A 19,815-nucleotide genomic window follows, 5' to 3' on the forward strand; every position below is an offset into this window, starting at 1 on the left:
CCCACTGGGGATCCTGCCTGTTCAGGCAGTCTGATCTGTGGAGCCGAAAATATGAGTACCTATGTCATCGTCGAAGAACTGGGCGACTGGCCTTGCCATGCCGATTATCTGCTGACCGCCCGCACCTATCTGCAACATGGCGTGCCGACCACCGGCGGCCGACCCCGCATCATCAACCTCTGCCGCAATCTGGAACACCTGAGCGCAGGCTACTACTGCTCGCTGCTGGCCCAGGCACGCGGCCACCACTGCCTGCCGGGTCTGCAGGCCATCAGCCGACTGCAACCCCAGCAGCCACCGGCCAAGCTGTGGCGCAAGGCGCAAGGGTGGCTGGCCCAGCAGAGCGAGGATCGGATTAGAGTGCGCGCCATCTTCGGCCAGTGTGAACAGAGCGAGCTGGCGGGGCTGGCCCGCTACTACTATGGCCTGAGCCAGCTACCGCTGCAGGAGCTGACCCTCAAGCGCGGCCGCCACGGCTGGTCGGTGCGCCAGCAGCAGAGCCTGTCGCCGCTGGAGCTGAGCCCAAGCGAGAAAGAGTTGATGCTGCACCACGCCCAGGCGCTGGTGGGCTCCGGTGATGAGGAGCAGGCGGCGCCGCTCTATCAGCTCGCCATTCTGGTGGATCCCGATGACGGCCGTGCCAGCAGTGACTGGCTGGCGCTGGAGCGCTTTGTCCGGGCTGCCGCCGTCCAAGGCATACGGGCCGAGATCCTGCCACCATCGGCCATCGAGCGGCTGCCGGAATTCGACACCCTCTGGCTGCGTGCCGAAACCGCAGTCGGCCACTACACCTTCGAATTTGCCCATCGCGCCGAACAGCTCAAGATGCCGGTGATCGACAGCTCCCGCGCCATCCTCGCCTGCAGCAACAAGCTCTATCTCTACGAGCTGATGGTGCGCAGCGGCGTGCCCATGCCGCCCACCATGGTGGTCACCCGCCGCGGCCGCCACCATGTGGATGAGCTGGTACAGCGGCTCGGCCTGCCGCTGATGGTGAAGGTGCCCGACGGGGCACAGGGGCGCGATCTCGCCATGGCCAGCGACGAGCAGCAGCTGGCCCGCCTGCTGGACGAGGGGCTGGGCCGCTCCGCCCTGCTCTTGGTGCAGAGCCGGATCCCCGCCGAGTTCGACTGGCGCATCGGCTTTCTCGATGGCTCGCCGCTGTTCGCCTGCCGCCGCTACCGGCCCGAACCGGGCAACCGCATTCGCCGCCGCAAGCACCCCCTCGACATGAGCCGCATCGAGGCGCTTCCGCTTAACGAGGTGCCGGAGCGGGTGCTGCAGACCGCCCGCCGCGCAGTGCATCAGCTCGGCAATGGCCTCTACGGGCTCGATTTGCGCCAGCAAGGGCGTGACTGCGTGCTGCTGGAGATCGTCGACAACCCCTGGATCCGAGGCGATATCGAAGACAAGGAGGCGCAGGATCTCTACGAGCGACTGGCCCGCGCCTTCCGCCAGCGGCTGGAAAACCGGGGCCAGACCACCGCATAACCCGCCATGACTTTGTCGCTCACAATGACAGAGAGGGCCCCGCGATGGGGCCCTCTCTCATATCAAAGCGTGCTGTGGCTGACTTATTGCAGACGCAGGAAACGCCCGCTCAAGGGCGGTATCTCCACCGTCACACTGCTGCCGCCGATGGCCAGACTCTCCCCGCTTTGCAGATCCACCAGCGCGCTACCGCTGCGCAGTTTGCCCGCCGGCAGGTTGTAGCTGAGCGCCGTGGTGGAGAGGTTGAGCAGGTAGACTATCTGCTCCCCCGCCGTCTGCTTGATGTCACCATAGAGGCTGCCATCGGCCACCAGTTTGACTCGCGCTCCCTGATAGAGAGCGGGGTGGGCGGCCCGCATCGCCAGTAGCTGGGCGAGCCACTCTTTCAGCTCGGCCTGTTCGCTACTTGGCACAAAGCCGGTGACAGCGGGCACCTTGCCGTCGCTGCGGGCCACATGATCGTCGCACAAGCCCTGCGCTGCGCAGTCACCACCAACCTTGGCGGCAAAGCCCGGCACCTCGTCGCCAAACTCCTCGCCATAGTAGAAGGTGATGGGGCCGGAGCGAGCCGCCATAAAGCTGAAGGCCGCCTTGTGGCGCTGCCAGTACTCGGCCGACTTGAAGTTGCCGCGTTCCAGCAGATCGCCAAAACGCACCAGATCGTGGTTGCCCAGCATCAGATTCGGCATGGCGTGATTCGGGTAGTTCTCCACCTTGTTCCAGCTGGCGTCGAGCACGCTGGCCCCCTGCCCGCCCTTGCCGGACTCCTCCACCGCCAGCGCCTGCACGATGCCGTAGCGCAACGGGAAGTCAAAGGCCGAGGAGAGCGCCGGATTGTCGCTGCTGCCGTAAGCCTGGGCGCGAATATCGTCAGCCCCCTTCCACACCTCACCCACCATGTAGCCAAGGGTGCCCCACTGCTGACCGGCCGCCTTGCGCGCCGCGCTGGCCTGCTCCACCTCGCTGCGAATAGCGCGCCAATCATCCAGCCCAAGCTGATAGGCCTGATCGAGGCGCCAGCCGTCGATGCCGTACTGCTCTACCCAGTAGCGGGCTACCTCCTTGAAGTAGGCGAGGCTCTCCGGCTTGCTGTAATCCACCAGCTGGCCGGGATAACCCGCACCGCCGCTGGTGAGGGCTGGCAGACGCCCCTCTGGCGAGGGCTTGCTCACCCCCACCTTGTTGACGTGGCCAAACACCCCGTCGAGGAAGACATAGAGGCCACGCTGGTGCGCCCCGTCCACCAGCTGCTTGAGCTTGGCATTGCTGCCAAAGTTGGGGTCCACGGTGAAAAAGTCGCAGGCGAAGTAGCCGGTGGCATCGAGCTTGTTATCACCGCCTTGCCCCGCGCAGGAGTCGAACACCGGGGTGAGCCAGATGGCGTTGACGTTGAGATTCTTGATGTGGTCGAGGCTATCGATGATCCCCTGCAGATCGCCGTTGTGCTGGGAGGGGCCATAGCCGACGCCGTAGTTGGCGCTGCCGTCACCATCGGCAAACGACTCCACCATCACCTGATAGATGCGCAGGTTGCAGGCGGGTTGATCGTCGCCATAGCAGGCACGACTGGCCGTCGCGACCGGAGGGTGGGTGACCGGCGGATTGACTACGGGGGGAGAGCTCTCCCCGCCTGAACTACCGCTGCCGCCGCAAGCCGCAAGTAACAGGGCGGCCCCGAGCAGGCCGCCATAGCGTAACGTTCCCTGTTTCATTGTTATATTCCCGCTGTGAGAGCAGGCGTCTGATACGCCTGTTTTCCACCATGATAGCGAGGCTCACACAGCGGTGTCTGTGACTGAAAACGTTATCTGACTCAACTGGTTAGAGCACCCCTGCCGAGGCAAACCGGTAGTTGAACGAGAGCCAGTAGGAACGACCCGGCTCGGGGATACGGCCGCTCTGCTCGTAGCCCAGCCCTGCCTGACTGGCATGTACCGACTTGGAGAGGTGCTCGTAGTAGAAGGTGTCGAACAGGTTGTCTACCCCGGCCGAGAGTTGCCACCCTTTGGCAAACTGCCAGGCGCCGCTCAGGTTCATGGTGAAGAAGCCCGGAGTCTCACCCTGATCCTGACCCGCAACGGTACCGGACCAGAGATCTACCCGATCCTGCGCCGCCACCGCGCGCCCCAGCAGGGTAAAGCTCAGCGCCTCGTCCGGCTGCCAGCCCAACGCCAGCTTGCCATCAAGCGGCGGCATCTGGGCCAGCGGCTTGTTGTCGCTCTGGTTTTCGCCATAGACCACCGCCAAACCACCATCGAGACGCCACTGCTCGGCAAACTGCCAGCGCCCCTCCAGCTCGCCACCCCGGGTCTGGGCATCGATATTGCGCACCTTGTTCGACTTGCTGTTGTAGAGCAGGTAGTCCTTGATATCGGCGCTAAAGAGGGAGAGGGTCAGGTCCAGCTCGCGACTGCGCAAAGCCAACCCCGCATCCCACTGGCGACTGCGCTCCGGGTTGAGGGTGAACGGGGTACTGTCCTTGCTGCGCTCCCAGTAGTCCGGCGCCCGCTCTGCCTGCCCCCAGGCCAGATAGCTGGACCAACGGGGCGACCACTGATATTCGTAGCGGCCAAACCCGCTGTTAAGACTCAGGGTATCACTGTAGAGGGTCTGTTCACCGGCGCCATAGCGGGTGGTCTCGACCCTATCCTGACGGTAACCGCCCTTGTAGCTGTGAGCCCCCTGCTGACGACCCAGTTCGGCGAAGCCGCCCTGCTGCTCGAAACGCAGGGTGCGCTGGCGATCCTTGGTGGCATAGTCGACCCCACTCCGACTGCGGTGCTGATCCCGGTTGCTGTCGAGCCCGGCGGTCAGCAACCAGTCGGCTGGCAGAGCGATGTCGTTGGCCCAGCGCCCGCCGGTATTGCGGCGATCCGGGTTGGAGAGCATCTTCATGCCGCTGTTTTGCCGCAGGCTGAAGTTGTCCATGATGTGGTCTATGTAGTTGTCCCACAGGGTCAGCTCGCTGCGCTGCCAGTGAGTGGTGATCTGCTCCTGCTTCAGCTTCAGCCCGAAGGATTCGCGATCAAGCATGGGGCCATCCATGGTGCGATCCGCATAGGCGGCGCGGGCGTTGCTGCGCTCGGCGGTGAGTTCCAGCCAGGTGTGCTCCCCCGGCGTCCAGCCCAACTGGACAGTGCCGTTCTCGCGGCGATAGAAAGATCGCACCTTGTTACCGTGACCATCGCGGTAATCGTCGCTGTCGGAGTGGGTGAACTGACCGCGCAGATAACCGTCGGTCGAGCCCGCCGTCATATCGACCATCTGGTCATCGCGGCCGAAGCTGCCAAAGAGGGCCGAGGCATCGGCCTTGAGACCCGGTGCGGTGAACTCGGGCCTGTCCCGCTCGAACAGCACGGTTCCCGCCAGGGTGGCCCCCTGCTCCAGGGATTGCGGCCCCTTCAGTACCCGGATCCGGTCAAAGGATTGGGGGAACACATAGGCCGTGGGCGGGTCCATCCGGCCACCACAGCCACCGGCCAGCATGCCGCCATCCATCTGCACGTTGAGGCGGGACATCCCCATCCCCCGCAGCACAGGGTCGCCACCGAGCCCCCCTTTGCGCACCATGCTCATGCCGGTGACATTCTTCAGATAACCGGCACCGTCGGCAGCGGGCATGGGGGAACCGGGCTTCTTGGGATCCAGTATCACTTCAAGTGTGCTGGCGGGGCGGGTTGCCACCACCACCATGGGATCCAGCTGTTGCACCGATTCCTGACCGGTAGCGCCGTGACAGGCGAGCCCACCCACCAGCAGGGCAAGGGGTGTGCGCATATGACAAGCCATACATTTTCCTTATGTATTTGTTTGTTTTGTTATTTTCATTCAACCAACCAAACCTTTCGGTAAGGGAAAGGTTTGCCATCTGGCCGCAAAAAAGGCCTGCGGCGCGAAAGCGGCAAGCCTCTGTCAGATGAAGCGAAAGCAAGTTGGCAAAATGTTGCGCAGGTTTTACCCAAGTTGGCTCAGAAAGGCAAACGGGCAAACATTCCAGTAACAGGAATCTGGCGTTGGCTCACAAAAAATGGGGATTAGCTGAAGGCTTCCCGCTCATCGATGGGAGAGATGAGGTGATAGACCTCATGAGCGGATAGCGTGCAGCCAACAGGCCACTCCAGCTGGTGGTGACGGTTGATGAAGACCCGGGCGCAGTGACGCTCGCTCTCCAGCTTTGCAAATAGCGGCTGGGTTCGCCAGGGGGTCAGATCCAGCACCCCCGTGGTGCCATCCGATAACACCAGAAACAGGCGCCACCCCCGCACATACTCGACATCGATAAAGACCGGCATCCCTTCGGCTCCGATTGAGATAATTCGCGGCAATTATAAACACCAGCGCTCCATCCATACACGCTGTGGCTCACATTTTACCCAGCAGATTATGCTGTGCTCATTAGTGGCGCGACATCACATTTTTAGATGATAAATGTGTTAATGCCGACTTTTAACAAACTTGAATGCAACCTTAACCAATTCGATCTGTCATAACCTCACAACAACTAAAAAAACGTCTGTGGACAGACGTTTACAGTCTCATTCAGGAACAAACATGACAACTCTAAAACAGCGACTCGGCCCGTTCTGGCCCTTCGCCGTCTTCTGCGCGCTCGCGCTTTTCTCTCTCTCTTTCAGCCGAATCGCCCTCGGTCTCTGGCAACTGGAACGGGTCGATGCCGTGGCCGGTTGGCAGGAGATGCTGCTGCAAGGGATCCGGGTCGACTTTGCGACCCTCTGCTGGGTCTGGGGTGTCCCCGCCATGCTCACTCTGCTGTTGGCAGGCCCCCATGCCATCGGCCGAGGCTGGCTGCAACTGATGCGCGTCTGGCTGACCGTCGGACTCTGGCTGATGCTGTTCCTCGAGATCTCCACCCCCTCGTTTGTCACCGAGTATGGCGTGCGTCCCAACCGTCTCTATGTGGAGTACCTCATCTATCCGAAAGAGGTGTTCGCCATGCTGTGGGCGGGCCGCAAAGCCGAGCTGCTGCTGGCTGTACTCTTCAGTGGCGCCGTGCTGACCGGCGGTTGGTGGTTGAGCGGCCGTCTGGTGCGTGGCATCGGCTTCCCCCGCTGGTATCTGCGTCCGGCCTTCGCCCTGCTCATTCTGGCCATAGGTTTTCTCGGTGCCCGCTCCAGTCTCGGCCACCGCGCCCTGAACCCGGCCATGGTCGCCTTTGCCGAAGATCCGCTGGTCAACTCGCTCACCGTCAACTCCGCCTACTCCCTCTTCTTTGCCATCAAGCAGATGGGCGCCGAGGAGGATGCCGGCCAGTTTTACGGCGAGATGACGGAGCAGAAGGTGCTCGAAGTCATGCGCAAGGAGAGTGGCCGTCCGGCCAGTGATTTCAACTCCGAGCTGCTGCCCAGCCAGACCTTCAACCAGGCGAGCTTCCAGGGTAAACCGAAGAATCTGGTGATCCTGCTGCAGGAGAGTCTGGGTGCCCAGTTTGTCGGCTCCCTCGGTGGCCTGCCGCTCACCCCCAACATCGATGCCCTGTCGCAGCAGGGCTGGGCCTTCGAGCAGCTCTACGCCACCGGCACCCGCTCGGTGCGTGGTATCGAGGCAGTACTGACCGGCTTCACGCCAACCCCGGCACAGTCGGTGGTCAAACTCGGCAAGAGCCAGACCAACTTCTTCACCATCGCGGATCTGCTCAAACAGCGGGGTTACGACACCAGCTTTATTTATGGCGGCGAGAGTCACTTCGACAACATGCGCAGCTTCTTCCTCGGCAATGGCTTCACCACCATCGTCGAGCAGAAGGATTTCGACAATCCGGTGTTCAAAGGGTCATGGGGGGCCTCCGACGAGGATCTGATGGCCAAGGCCGACGAGACCTTCAAGGCGTTGCACAAGGAGGGTAAACCCTTCTTCAGTCTGGTGTTCAGCTCCAGCAATCACGATCCGTTCGAATTCCCGGACAAGCGCATCGAACTGTTCGAACAACCCAAACAGACCCGCAACAACGCGGCCAAGTATGCGGATTACGCCATCGGCGAATTCTTCAAGAGGGCGAAACAGTCCGAATACTGGCAGGACACCCTGTTCCTGGTCATCGCCGATCACGACAGCCGGGTCAGTGGCGCCAGTCTGGTGCCCATTCCCCGCTTCCATATTCCGGGGGTTATCGTGGGCGACGGTATTGCGCCGAGAAAGGATCCGCGCATCGTCAGCCAGATCGACATGGCACCGACCCTGCTCTCCCTGATGGGGATCAGTGCCGACTACCCCATGCTCGGCAAGGATCTGACGCGCATGCCCACCGACTGGCCGGGGCGCGCCATCATGCAGTACGACAAGAACTTCGCCCTGATGCGCGGCAAGGATGTGGTGATCCTGCAACCGGAGCGGGCGGCAGAGGGCTATGTCTACGACAATGCCAGCGAGAAGCTGACACTGGCGGCGCAGCCGGACGCTTTGAAAGAGGATGCCCTTGGTCTTGCCCTGTGGGGCAGCATGGCCTATCAGAAGAGTCTCTATCAGACGGCCAAGGATGAACGCACCGCCGCCAATTGAGCCGCCCGTGCTGATTCAGCCGATAGCAGAATGGAAAAAACCGCCAGCTGGCGGTTTTTTCCTTCTATTCATACTGTCAGCCCGCAGGCCGTTATGGCTGGGGAAAGCAGGGCAGGGAGCGGCTGAACTTGTGCTCGAATACCAGCGAGGTTTCGAGGTGCACCACCTCTTCGCGGGAGGTGAAGTGGTCAAAGACGAAGTTGCGCAGGTGCTCGGTATCGGAGACACAGAGGTGCACCAGAAAATCATCCTTGCCCCCCATGTGGAACAGACTGATCACTTCGGGCAGCGCCAGAATGGCATCGCGGAAGGCATCGATGATCTGACGGCTGTGGCGGGCCAGCTGCAGGGAGACCATGGCCTGAATGTGACCACCGAGGGCCTGATAATCCACTTCGCAGTGCGCTCCCTTGAGCACGCCATCCTGCTGCAGCTTGCGCACCCGCTCCAGACAGGTGGAGGGGGCAACACCGACCAGCGCGGCCAGATCCTTGTTGGTCATGCCCGCATCCCGAAACAGATGGGCCAGGATATCCAAATCCAGTTGATCCAGGTTTCTCATCTTAACTCCTTGAACCGCTCAATTTTTTAGACTCTGCCCGTAAACCGGGGCAAACACAACGGCCATTGACATCCCCCCTGCCCCGCCTATCCTTGGCGCCATTCACCGGTCGCAGCCCTGCGGCCACCACGCGAGGATCCGCCATGCACCCGTATCACCCCTTCTGGAGCCTTGAGGTTCCCCGTGTCGACGGTCAGCTGCTGCTGACCCCCTGCCCCGGCACCCAGCAGGTGCCGCTGACCCTGGCGCTCGATCAACTGCGGTTGGCCGGTGCCCACGGAGTAGTGACCCTGATGACGAGCGCCGAGTTGATCCGACTCGAACTGGCGCAGCTCGGCCAGCAGGTCGAGCACGAAGGGATGCGCTGGTTCCATCTGCCCATCGAGGATGATCTGGCCCCCGACACCGACTTCGAGGCTGCCTGGCAACAGGCGCTGCCGCAGCTGCGCGAGCTGCTGGGGGATGGCAAACATCTGGTCATCCACTGCAAAGGGGGCAGCGGTCGTACCGGTCTGGTCGCCGCCGCGCTGCTGATGACCCTCGGCCAGCCACAGCAAGAGGCGATGGCCGCCATCAAGGCCCACAGACCCAAGGCATTTACCCTGGCCTGCCACCGCCAGTGGCTCGACCAGCTGGCCGAGCGGCTGGCGCAGGGCGACTGACTACTTGCCTCCCTGGTCGTAGGTAAAGACCTTGCCGATATCTTCCACCCGATAGCTGGTGAGCTGATAAACGTAGTAGTTGAGCCAGTTGGCAAACAGCAGATGACCGTGGCTGCGCCAGCTGGCGCGCGGCGTCCGGCTCGGATCGTTATTCGGGTAGTAGTTGACCGGAATGGCTGGGTCGAGCCCCGCCGCCAGATCCCGCTGATACTCCCCGTCCAGCGTCAGGGCATCGTACTCCGGGTGCCCGGTGACAAACACCTGACGACAATCCTTGGTCGCCGCCAGATAGACCCCCGCCTCTTCTGACTCGGCAAAAATCTGCAAGTCGGTCTGGGCGCGGATCAGATCGCCATCAAATGCCGCATAGCGGGAGTGGGGCGCCACAAACTCGTCATCAAAACCGCGCAGCAGCGGCTCGTGCTCATCGAGGCGATGGTGGCGATAAACCCCGGAGAGCTTCTCGCCGTGGGTCTGCTTCTCCATACCATACAAGGCTTTCAGCGCCGCCTGCACCGCCCAGCAGAGGAACAGGGTGGAGGTGACATGCTGATGGGACCACTCGATGATCTCGACGATGCGCGGCCAGTAGACCACCTCCTCGAACTCCACCAGCCCGAGCGGCGCCCCTGTGATGATCATGCCGTCGTAGTTGTTGCCACGCACCTGCTCGAAGTCGTGATAGAAGTTCTCCAGATGGGCCTGCGGCGTGTTCTTTGACTCCCTGTCATCGATGCGCAGCAGATCCACATCCACCTGCAGCGGCGAGTTGGAGAGCATCCGCATCAGCTGGATCTCGGTCTCAATCTTCTTTGGCATCAGGTTGAGGATGAGCACCCGCAGCGGGCGGATGTTCTGGGTGACGGCCCGGGATTCCGTCATCACGAAGATGTTCTCCTGCCCCAGCACTTCGGCGGCGGGTAACTGATCCGGGATCTTGATCGGCATGCTTACTCCCTGTACTGCATCGGTAAATATGTCTGGACATCCAGAAGCCTATAATAAAGCTCTAGCCCTGTCATCAGATACCTTTTGTATTCACCCCCGCCTTTGACTAGCATACGGCTCAGTGTGTCTCCTGCTTCCAAGATAATGACCGGTATCAAGATTTCCGTAGATCGACTGCAAGTCGGCAACTATGTATCCCTGCCACTGGGGTGGCGCGAACACCCGTTCCTGTTTTCCAGCTTCAAGATCAAAAGTGAAGAAGAGATCGAGCTGATCCGCCGTCTCGGCCTGAAACTGGTCACCATCATTCCCGACAAGAGCGACGTTCCGCCCAAGCCCCTCAATCAGGTACAGCCTCAACCACAAGAGAGCGCAGACGCCGCCCAGCGCCAGGCTCAGATGCAGCAGGAGAAGGACCGCCGCATCGAGCAGTTGCAGCAGTATCGTCGCAACCTGCAGCAGTGCGAGAAACAGTTTCAGCAGTCGCTGGCCCAGGTGCGCAGCGTGATGAGCAAGATCCAGTCCCGCCCCCTCAATGCCATCGGCGAGGCGCAGGAGCTGGTCAACGCCATGACAGAACAGCTGCTCTCGGTGGACGAGATGGTGCTGCACCTGGTCTCCGACAGCGAGGATGGCAACAACCTCTACTTCCACTCCCTCAACGTCAGCGTGCTCAGCATGCTGCTGGCCAAGGAGTGCAACATGTCGGCCGACCAGATCCGCCATATCGGTATGGGGGCCCTGTTCCACGACATCGGCAAACTGAAGATCCCGAGCCAGATCCTGCGCAAGACCGAGCCGCTCACCAGGCCGGAGCAGAACCTGATGGCCCAGCACCCGCGCTACGGGCTGGATCTGCTCAATCTGGCCAAGGATTTCCCGTCGGAAGCGAAGGGGATCGTGCTGCACCACCACGAATATCTCGATGGCAGCGGGCCGGAAGGGCTCAAGGGCGGCCAGCTCGATCAGCTCACCCAGATGGTGTCGCTGATCAACGAGTACGATAACCTCTGCCACATGCAGGCCAAGGTGCCCTACTCGGCCCTGAGCGGCCTCTACAAGCAGCGCAAGGCCCAGTTCAATCCGGAGTACCTCAGCATGCTGATCCGGTTGATGGGGATCTATCCCCCCGGCAGCGTGGTGCAACTCTCCAACGGTCAGGTGGGGCTGGTAATGTCGGTCAACGCTTCCCGCCTGCTCTACCCCTCGGTGCTGGTCTACGATCCGCGCATTCCCCGTCAGGAAGCCGCCATCATCGACCTGCAGCAGGCCGAACTGTCGATCGCCAAGGTGATCCACCCCAAACGGCTGCCGCCCGCCGTGTTCGAGTACCTCAATCCGCGTACCCGGATCAGTTACTACTTCGAGCACAACAAATCCTGATTGTCTTGGCCCGAGGCCAACCGTAGTCACCCGTTTCACCCAAGGAGCCCGCCATGCGTATCGAGATCATCAGTACCGGAGACGAAATAGTGACGGGTCTGGTGGTGGATACCAACGCGGCCTGGCTCAGCGCTCTGCTGCTGGAACAGGGGTGGCAGGTGCGCCGTCGCCTGACGGTGGGTGACAACCTCGCTGACCTGAAAACGGTGCTGCAAGAGAGTGCCAGCCGCGCCGAGGTGGTGCTGGTGTGTGGCGGGCTCGGGCCCACCGCCGACGACCTCACCGCTCAGGCGGCAGCCGAGGCCTTTGACCAACCGCTCACCCTCTTCCCCGACTGGCTCGCTACCATCGAAGCGCGCTACGCCAGCCGTGGCCGCCCCATGGCACAAAGCAATGCCAAACAGGCATGGCTGCCACAGGGGTGCGAGCTCCTCGACAACCCGGTTGGCACCGCCTGCGGCTTTGTGGTGCGAAGTGGCCAGAGCCAGCTCTTCTTCACCCCGGGCGTGCCGTTCGAATTCAAGCAGATGGTACGCGAGCAAATTCTGCCGCGCCTCAAACAGCTGGCCGGGGCACAGATCGATACCGAGCTGCGTCGCTTTTACACCTTCGGTGTCTCGGAGTCGGCGCTCAGCGATATGCTGGATGCCGACCCCTGGCCAGCTGGTATTGAGCTGGGTTACCGCTCCTCCATGCCCCTTATCGAGCTGAAACTGATCGGCCACGGCGCCAGTACCGCTGACATGGAGGGTGCCGAGCGCCGACTGCTGGATACGATCCGCCCCTGGCTGGTTGGCAGCGGAGATACGGAACCGGCGCAGCAGATCCTCGCGCTGCTGCAAGGTAAACCGCTGGCTCTGCTGGAGGGAGAGAGTGGCGGCGCTCTGCTGGCACTTTGTCACGGCCATCCCCGGCTGGAGGCCAACTTCAGTACACAACTGGCCGATGAGCTGGCGCAACTGCCGACCGCCGATGCGGGCCTGCAACTGACCATAGGGCGAAAAGGGCCAGAGGGGGTGCCACTGCTGCTCAGCGCCGATGGAAAACACGTCGGTCAGACGGTCAAGGTCAGCCACCCCGACCCGGAGAGCCGCCGCAAGATCCTCGCCTTTGCCGCCCTAGACATGCTGCGCCGCCATATGCTGGGTGAGCCGGTACTCGGCGATTACCTCACCCTGGCCAGAACAGCCCAGCGCAGCTGATAAGAACCGCCATTCCCCTGCCAGCGACTCTATGTCGCTGGCGCTGCGATCCGTCTTTTCACTCCGTTTCCAAACAGCGCCCACATTTATCTGGCCGCCATCACCGATTTGACTTCAATTCATTGACCATTCAGAGGAAATATCTGAATACTGCCCACTCTCAGGGTTGGCGACTCGCTTTATTAATCATTGAGAGATTAAATGACAGTAGAGGAGCGAGCCGATCGCTCCGTTCTCATCCAGCAAGGAGATGCGGTGTTAAGCAAAGAGTGGTTGCTGCTATCAAGCGATATGGAACTGGTCTGCCTGCGGATTGCCGCCGGTCTCACCAAACCTGTCACGGAACAGGATGTGCAGGCTCTGCTGCTCGCTTCCAACTGTCGCCGCTATCAGCCGCTGCCCGAGGGGATCAAACAGGCCATCAGCCTGCTCAACACCCTGCTCACCAACCCTGCCGCCCCCGTCCCCGCCAACCCCATCCCTGTCGGCAAGCGTCAGGATGCCCGACTCGCCGTAATAGTGGAGAAGGATCGCATGAGCGCCATCGCCCAGATCACTGCCGACTGGGGGGGCAAGTATGTGACGCTGGAACAGCTGAAAGAGGCGATCGCCATCAGCGAAATCAAACAGGGGGTGAGTGAGCAACTGCTCACCGCTGCCATCCAGTCGGCCAAGGAGGCCGCCCCCGGCAGTCAGCTCAAGCTGGTGATTGCCAACGGCCAGCCAGCCGTCAATGGTCAGGACACTCGCTATGAGCGGCTGGTGGAGACCCCGGCCGAACGGATCCTCAAACCGCAGGAGTTGGGTCATGGCAAGGTCGACCTGCGGGATCTCGGCTCCATCGTCACCGTCAAGGCCGGCGCTCCGCTGATGCGCCGTCATCCGGCCACCGTCGGGGTGCCCGGTTTTACCGTAACCGGTCAGGACCTACCAGCCAAGGATGGCAAAGACAGTCCGATGAGTGCTGGCGAGGGTACCTTTATCTCCCCCGACGATCCCGACCTGCTGATTGCCGGTCGGGCTGGCCTGCCCTGTCAGGAGAAAGCAGGCATGAAGGTGGACGAGGTGCTCAGCGTAAAACAGGTGGATGCCCGCCACGGCCATATTGATTTTGAAGGGGGCTTAATCGTCAGCGGCGACGTCAACCCGGGCATGAAGATCCGGGTCAGCGGTGACATCGTGATTGGCGGCTTTATCGAAGGGGGCTGGATCGAGGCAGGGGGCAGCATTACGGTACGCCACGGCATCATTGGCCGCCGCAACGAGCAGGGAGAGTACCTTTGCCAACTCAATGCGCAGGGGGAGATCCACGCCAGCTACGCCCAGTATGCCCAGCTGGAAGCGGGGGGGGATATCCAGATCCAGAGCCAGCTCAGCCACTGCTACTCCCGCAGCGGACAAGATATCAAGGTAGGCGATAGCAACATGCGCAAAGGCACTCTGCTGGGGGGCACCAGCATTGCCAATCGCCTGATCATGGCCCCCAGCCTGGGGGCCGAGGCCGCCAACCATACCCGGCTGCAGATCCTCGGCGGCTACTTCACCCACAAGGAGCAGGAACACCAGCTCAAGCTGCGCCAGCAGGCGTGTCAGGCCCAGCTGGAGAAAATCAAGGAGCTGGTCATGAAGTTGCTGCAACTGCCCGGCGACAAGCGCAATCCGGATACCCTGCGCAAGCTCAAACCGATCCGGGACCATCAGCTGGCCGAACTGGCCCAGCTCGATGAGCAGCTCACCGCCAACCAGGAGGAGCTGCGAAACTTGATGGCTCAGATGGAGGTCATTGCCACCCAACACCTCTACTCCGGCATCGAGGTCGAGATGGCCAGCTTCAAACGCAAGGTTACCATCACCCGAGGCCCTACCCGTCTGACCATCCATGATGAAACCCTGGAGATGACCCCTTACGAGGGACACAAATAGCTCAACCGGCACGGCCCTATCGCTGAACCGGCCGTGATCCCGCCGCCGATTTTCGCTACACTCGCCACTTCCTTGGCCCCACCGGGCGGGCCACCCAGACTCAGGTAGTGAGAGATGTACAAGCTGATCGCATTGGATATGGATGGCACCCTGCTCAACCCGCAGGGCCAGATTACTCCCCGCACCCACGCCGCCATCAGCGCCGCGCGCGCCAAAGGGGTAACCGTTGTGCTGGCCTCCGGCCGCCCGCTGGAAGGGATGAGCCGCTATCTGGAAGAGCTCGGCCTCACCACAGAGCATGACTACGTCATCTGCTACAACGGCGCCCTGGTGCAACAGGTGGCCGATCAGCGCATCATCCGCAGCCAGCTGCTGACCGGCAGTGACGCCAGCGCCGTCTCCAAACTGGCTGATGAGCTGGAAGTGAACGTCCACGGTTTCTCAGTCACCCAGGGCCTGATCAGTCCCCGTGTCAGCACCTACACCGAGCACGAATCCCGCCTGATCGGCATGCCGATCAATCTGATCGACTTCGCTACCCTGCCTGCCGACGAGCAGATCATGAAGGTGATGATGATCGACGAGCCGCCCCAGCTCTCCCGCGCCATCGAGCGACTGCCTGCTGAGCTCTATGAGCGCTATACCGTGGTACAGAGCGCCCCCTTTTTCCTCGAATTCATGAACAAGCAGAGCAACAAGGGAACCGGCGTCGCCGCACTGGCCGAGCACCTGGGCCTAACCGCCGCTCAGGTGATCTGCGTCGGGGATGCGGGCAACGATCGCCACATGATCGAATACGCAGGCCTCGGGGTTGCGATGGGCAATGCCACCGACGAGATCAAGGCTCTCGCCCAGCACACCACCGCCCGCAACGATGAAGATGGTGTAGCTCAGGTGATCGAACAGTTCGTACTGAACGCCTGATCGCAATCGAGCGCCGCTGCGCCCGATGAGGAAATAAAAACGGGGAGGCTGTCAGCCTCCCCGTTTTTTCTCTGGTTAGTTATCTGCGTGATGAGCGGTAATTCGTGCGCATCACTGGTTCGCCAGACACTGGGTATGGGAGCCCGGTTGCAGGTAAGGCGTCAGCAGGGGAGCCATCCCCTTGAGCACCTGCACCGGCAGCGCCGAGGTGAAGCGGAACTTGTCAGACTGGCTACCCGGTACATAGGCGGTCAGAGTACCGAAGTGATCCTCACCCAGATAGAAAACGAAGGTCGCTGTGCGGTTGCGCGCCAGCGAGCTGGTCACGTTGCCATAACGACCCACGGTTTCAATCCGGTTATCCCCGGTCCCGGTCTTGCCCCCCATCTGCAGCACAGTGCCATCCGGCAGGGTAAAGGCACCGGCGATACGTCTTGCCGTGCCCCCTTCAACCACCTTGGAAAGCGCACTGCGCAGGGCGGCCGCCACCTCTGCTGGCATCACCCGGGTACCCTCGGTGTGCTGCGGCTCAAACTCGGTCTCGAAGGGCGTCCCCTTGGCGAACGAGAGATGCTCGATACGCAAGGTTGGCGAGCGGACACCGCCATTCTGGATAATCCCCATCAGCTCGGCCAGTGCAGCCGGACGATCGCCGGAGCTACCCAACGCGGTCGCCAGCGAAGGCACCAGATGATCAAACGGATAACCCAGCTTGGCCCAGCGCTGATGGATATCGAGGAAGGCTTCAACCTCCAGCATGGTGCGGATCCGGCTGTCACGGGCACTGCGATGACGGGTCTTGAACAGCCAGCTGTAGACCTCTTGCCGCTCGTCACGACTGGCCGCCACCGCGTCGGCAAAGGTGGCCTTGTCGAACTCCTTGAGATAGGCCAGCAACCACAGCTCCAGCGGGTGAACCCGGGCGATGTAGCCTTGATCCGGCAGTGAATACTTGCCCGGTCCATAGCTCACATAGAGCTGATTGACCCGTTTCGCACTCAGCTTCTCCCGCGGCAACCGTTCCGCCAGGAAGGCAGCAAAAGCCGCTTCGCTGGCTTCCGGCATCAGGTAGCGGTGAACCGCCGCCAGACGTACCGCACTCGGCTTGAGACCGTCGAGGAAGGTATCGAGCTGCTCCTCGGGGGTCTTGCCGCGATATTTGCGCCAGAAGCGCAGCAGATAGGTCTGGCCCTCTTTGTCGGCAAATTTGGCCAGATACTCCTGACGACGGGGATCCTTGTCATCCTTCAGCAACTGGGCACGGTTGCCCTCCTTGTAGAGGCTGTAGCGCACGATATCGCGCATCAGCCGCACAAAGGGCAAGTTAATCGACTCACGCAGAGAGTCACGCAACGTCGGAATACGATTGTTATCCTCGCGGCGGAAGTTGTTGAAGGTGTGCATGCCACCACCGGTAAAGAACCCTTCGTTGGGGCTGGCGGAGTATTTGCGATCCAGCGCCGCTTCCAGCATCACAGGCAGGCTCTTGTCCTGAGCCGTCATCAGATAGGAGATAGCCCAGCGGCTGAGGTTGTCCTGAGAGACGGCAGCCAGCTTGCGCAGATTCTCGACCGGCATCCCGGCATAGTTGTCGTGCAGCTCGGCCACGATCTCCAGATAGGTAGTCAGTACCCGCAACTTGGCGGTTGAGCCCAACTCCAGCTTGGAGCCTTCGTTGATATCGAACGGCTGATCGGTGTTGTCGGTCTGTACCCGCACCTTGAACCCATCCGGCGACTTCTCGAACAGGGTGAAGCTGTAGCGCACATCGCCGGTCTTCTCCGGCGAGAGCAGGCGCTCACCAAACAGTCCCACCTGAGCGGCAAACGTCGGGTCGGCCAACTGCTGCAGATAACGGGAGATTTCGTTCTGCAGCGGCATGTTGAGGCTGGTATCGGCGGTCAGATCCATCCGGTCAAGGTCATAGAGCTGCACCCCGAGCTGACGGCTCAGGCGAGTACGGGCAACCTGCAACCCCTTGTTATTGTTCACCCGGGTGATAGCCGGGGACTGCAGGAAGTCCCGGAACGTAATCTTGGCCTTGAGCGCCGCCTCCATCAGAGGTGGCGTGATCATCCCCTCCTGCACAAACAGGCGCAGGTAGCTGTCGGTCAGGGTAGCCAGCGCCTCTCGCCCCTGAGCCAGATAGTAAGAGGGACGGCGGTGCGCAATCATCAAAGAGACAACCTGACGCAGGGCAAGTCCCTGTTCGGCCAGCGGTGCGTTCTGGTTGCGGGCGGGGTCCAGCAGACGGTTCACGTCATCGACATTGGCACCAAACCAGACCCAGAGACCATCCCCCAAACCATGCACCTCACCATATCCCGGCGCAGCCGAGAGCGGTACCGAGTTGAGGTAGGCCCAGGCGACCAGCTTGCGCGCTTCGAGGGTTTCCGGCCCGAGACGATAGGCACGCACGCTGGCAGAGGCCATCTGACGGATCTTCTCGGTCGGCGACAGGGTCAGGCCATCCGGCGAGTGACGATACTTCTCCACCTGGGTCGCCAGGGTACTGCCACCGGCAGATTGATCCTGCATATCGAGCGCCTTGCCCACTTGAGAGAGCGCGGCCTTGGCAAAACGGGGCCAGTCGACCGCCGGGTTGGCCAACGGCTCTTCGTTGCTCAGCAAGTCGCGGTTCTCGATAAACAGCAGCGACTGGATGACGAGCGGCGGAATTGAGTCAAAATCCGGATAGTGATGGGTCGGATACTTGAATTGATAGAAAGGTTCTGCGCGGCAATCGTGCAACGTCAGGCCAGCCTGCACCTTCTCGGTATAGGGCACGAAGAAGCCACGACTGGCGTAGTCATAGAGCGCGTCGGAGAAATGCACCTGCTTGCTGACTTCATAGCCCCGCTGAAGCAAACGCTCCTGCATCATCGGCAGTTGCACATAGCCGAGCCGCTTGTCGAACGGGCCATCCTCAGGGAATGCGATCTGCTTGCTCTGGCCAGGCTCGACCTGATAGGTGAGCTTGGCGGCATAACGGGATATCTCCTGAGATTGCAGCTTCGAGGTTTTCATCTCATAGCCAACCAGAGCGATCACCGCCCCCAGGCACAATAAAAAGAGAAAACAGAACAGCCAACGCCACCAGGGACGGCGCTTGCGCTTTGGGTTCCCGTCCGAGGTCTGGACAGATGAATCTTGAGATGCCACTTGTGTCAAATCCGTCTGTTCTGATGCGCCCATATCAGCCCCACCATGGTTGCGCAATTTATTGTGTTTCACTCAAGCTTAGTCTTTTCAAGTCAATGGCTTGAAACTATTGACCGCTTTGTAGTGATGGTAACAGGGCAATTCTAAAAAGGGGAGCCGATTGTTGCAGGAGTGGCAGAGATCAGAGCTGATAACAAAACACCGGCCAGTGGCCGGTGTCTTTTAAGCAAAAGCTGAACGCTTACTTGTGAGAGCTCATGCCCTTCAGTTTGGTGCTCAGCTCTTTACGCTCTTTGGAAAGCTCGGCGTTCTTGATGATGTGGTCATCCACGCGCTCTTCATAGTCGGCACGCATGTTGGCGATGATCGCCTGCACATCATCAATACTCATGCCCGGCTTGATGTAGTCGCTCAGGTTGTCGAGCAGCAGCACGCGCTTCTGGTTGTCACGGATCTTTTTCTCGTTATCCGCAATTTCACGCTTGAGTTTGTTCTGGCGACGGGACATACGCACATATTCCAGTACATCGCTGAAGGTGGACTTGTTTACTTGTTCCATATCGATACCACTGACTTAAGGTTGATAAAAACTGGCCAAGTTACACCTGGAACCCGGCAAACTCGGCGCGGGACAGGCAAACTCAAGATGCCCTTACTCTACCGAGTTATAAGCGAGATACAACCCTAATCGCGCGCCATGAACAGAGTTTGGCCAAAAGTAAACCAGTTAAAATAGCCAGTAATCCATCAGATAAGGGCTTGATATAGATAGAAAATGGAGGAAATGACAGGATTTTTAGTTCTCTTCCTGCAGATAAATGCTAATACAGGCTGTTTAACACGCTAAAAACACCAACGCGCGGTCGTAAGACTGGGCTTTGTGTTGGTTCTGGTGTGCAAACCAGTGGGACTTATGGGCAAAAACCGCCCATAGCAAAAAGGCCTTCCCATCTGGGAAGGCCTTTAAATTAGTGGCGGAGCGGACGGGACTCGAACCCGCGACCCCCGGCGTGACAGGCCGGTATTCTAACCGACTGAACTA

14 protein-coding genes are annotated in these 19,815 nt (G+C 60.7%); 7 read left to right on the plus strand and 7 right to left on the minus strand.

Features of this window, described 5'->3' with window-relative positions:
- Positions 1 to 51 precede the first annotated feature (51 nt).
- The gene (locus tag G5137_RS18160; protein WP_421255761.1) at positions 52 to 1,491 is read left to right on the plus strand and encodes a RimK family protein; all 1,440 of its coding nucleotides are present in this window, start codon (positions 52 to 54) and stop codon (positions 1,489 to 1,491) included.
- Between the two features lie 83 nt (positions 1,492 to 1,574).
- Here the strand turns inward: G5137_RS18160 and G5137_RS18165 are convergent, their stop codons facing one another.
- The 3 genes from G5137_RS18165 to G5137_RS18175 form a co-directional block, all read right to left on the minus strand.
- Entirely contained in the window at positions 1,575 to 3,203 is a 1,629-nt protein-coding gene (locus tag G5137_RS18165) for an alpha-amylase family glycosyl hydrolase (protein WP_421254249.1), read from the minus strand.
- Positions 3,204 to 3,312: 109 nt separating this feature from the next.
- On the minus strand, positions 3,313 to 5,280 hold the full coding sequence (locus G5137_RS18170; protein WP_421255762.1) for a TonB-dependent copper receptor: 1,968 nt from the start codon (positions 5,278 to 5,280) through the stop codon (positions 3,313 to 3,315).
- 245 nt (positions 5,281 to 5,525) lie between these two features.
- On the minus strand, positions 5,526 to 5,783 hold the full coding sequence (locus G5137_RS18175) for a DUF2442 domain-containing protein (RefSeq protein WP_005335997.1): 258 nt from the start codon (positions 5,781 to 5,783) through the stop codon (positions 5,526 to 5,528).
- 259 nt (positions 5,784 to 6,042) lie between these two features.
- Between G5137_RS18175 and G5137_RS18180 the strand changes: the two genes are divergently transcribed.
- Positions 6,043 to 8,007: an LTA synthase family protein gene (locus G5137_RS18180; protein ID WP_421255763.1), complete on the plus strand. Its 1,965-nt coding sequence runs from the start codon at positions 6,043 to 6,045 to the stop codon at positions 8,005 to 8,007.
- A 91-nt stretch (positions 8,008 to 8,098) separates the two neighbouring features.
- Here G5137_RS18180 and G5137_RS18185 read toward each other — a convergent pair whose 3' ends face one another.
- Positions 8,099 to 8,569: an Lrp/AsnC family transcriptional regulator gene (locus G5137_RS18185; RefSeq protein ID WP_005336001.1), complete on the minus strand. Its 471-nt coding sequence runs from the start codon at positions 8,567 to 8,569 to the stop codon at positions 8,099 to 8,101.
- 143 nt (positions 8,570 to 8,712) lie between these two features.
- Between G5137_RS18185 and G5137_RS18190 the strand changes: the two genes are divergently transcribed.
- Positions 8,713 to 9,231 (plus strand): cyclin-dependent kinase inhibitor 3 family protein, encoded by a 519-nt coding sequence (locus tag G5137_RS18190; RefSeq protein ID WP_040067125.1) that lies wholly within the window; start codon positions 8,713 to 8,715, stop codon positions 9,229 to 9,231.
- Here the strand turns inward: G5137_RS18190 and metA are convergent, their stop codons facing one another.
- Positions 9,232 to 10,179, minus strand: a complete 948-nt coding sequence (gene metA, locus G5137_RS18195) for a homoserine O-acetyltransferase MetA (RefSeq protein WP_042053667.1) — start codon at positions 10,177 to 10,179, stop codon at positions 9,232 to 9,234.
- A 144-nt stretch (positions 10,180 to 10,323) separates the two neighbouring features.
- On the opposite strand from metA, the gene G5137_RS18200 reads away from it, so the two are divergent.
- From G5137_RS18200 to yidA, 4 genes are all read left to right on the plus strand, one after another.
- Positions 10,324 to 11,562 (plus strand): HD-GYP domain-containing protein, encoded by a 1,239-nt coding sequence (locus tag G5137_RS18200; protein ID WP_421255767.1) that lies wholly within the window; start codon positions 10,324 to 10,326, stop codon positions 11,560 to 11,562.
- Positions 11,563 to 11,615: 53 nt separating this feature from the next.
- Entirely contained in the window at positions 11,616 to 12,764 is a 1,149-nt protein-coding gene (locus G5137_RS18205; RefSeq protein WP_421255764.1) for a competence/damage-inducible protein A, read from the plus strand.
- A 255-nt stretch (positions 12,765 to 13,019) separates the two neighbouring features.
- Positions 13,020 to 14,687 carry a DUF342 domain-containing protein gene (locus G5137_RS18210; RefSeq protein ID WP_021231653.1) on the plus strand — a complete coding sequence of 556 codons (1,668 nt, stop codon included), beginning with the start codon at positions 13,020 to 13,022 and terminating at the stop codon, positions 14,685 to 14,687.
- A gap of 114 nt (positions 14,688 to 14,801) precedes the next feature.
- Complete coding sequence (gene yidA / locus G5137_RS18215; protein ID WP_421255765.1) at positions 14,802 to 15,611, plus strand: sugar-phosphatase; 810 nt, start codon at positions 14,802 to 14,804, stop codon at positions 15,609 to 15,611.
- 111 nt (positions 15,612 to 15,722) lie between these two features.
- On the opposite strand, the gene G5137_RS18220 is transcribed toward yidA, so the two are convergent.
- Both G5137_RS18220 and tmaR read right to left on the minus strand, forming a co-directional pair.
- Complete coding sequence (locus tag G5137_RS18220; protein WP_346198312.1) at positions 15,723 to 18,806, minus strand: transglycosylase domain-containing protein; 3,084 nt, start codon at positions 18,804 to 18,806, stop codon at positions 15,723 to 15,725.
- A 208-nt stretch (positions 18,807 to 19,014) separates the two neighbouring features.
- On the minus strand, positions 19,015 to 19,332 hold the full coding sequence (tmaR, locus tag G5137_RS18225; protein ID WP_005336024.1) for a PTS system regulator TmaR: 318 nt from the start codon (positions 19,330 to 19,332) through the stop codon (positions 19,015 to 19,017).
- Between the last annotated feature and the right edge of the window lie 483 nt (positions 19,333 to 19,815).

The sequence above is a fragment of the Aeromonas sp. 600282 genome (assembly GCF_049175755.1).
GTDB lineage: Bacteria > Pseudomonadota > Gammaproteobacteria > Enterobacterales > Aeromonadaceae > Aeromonas > Aeromonas veronii_A.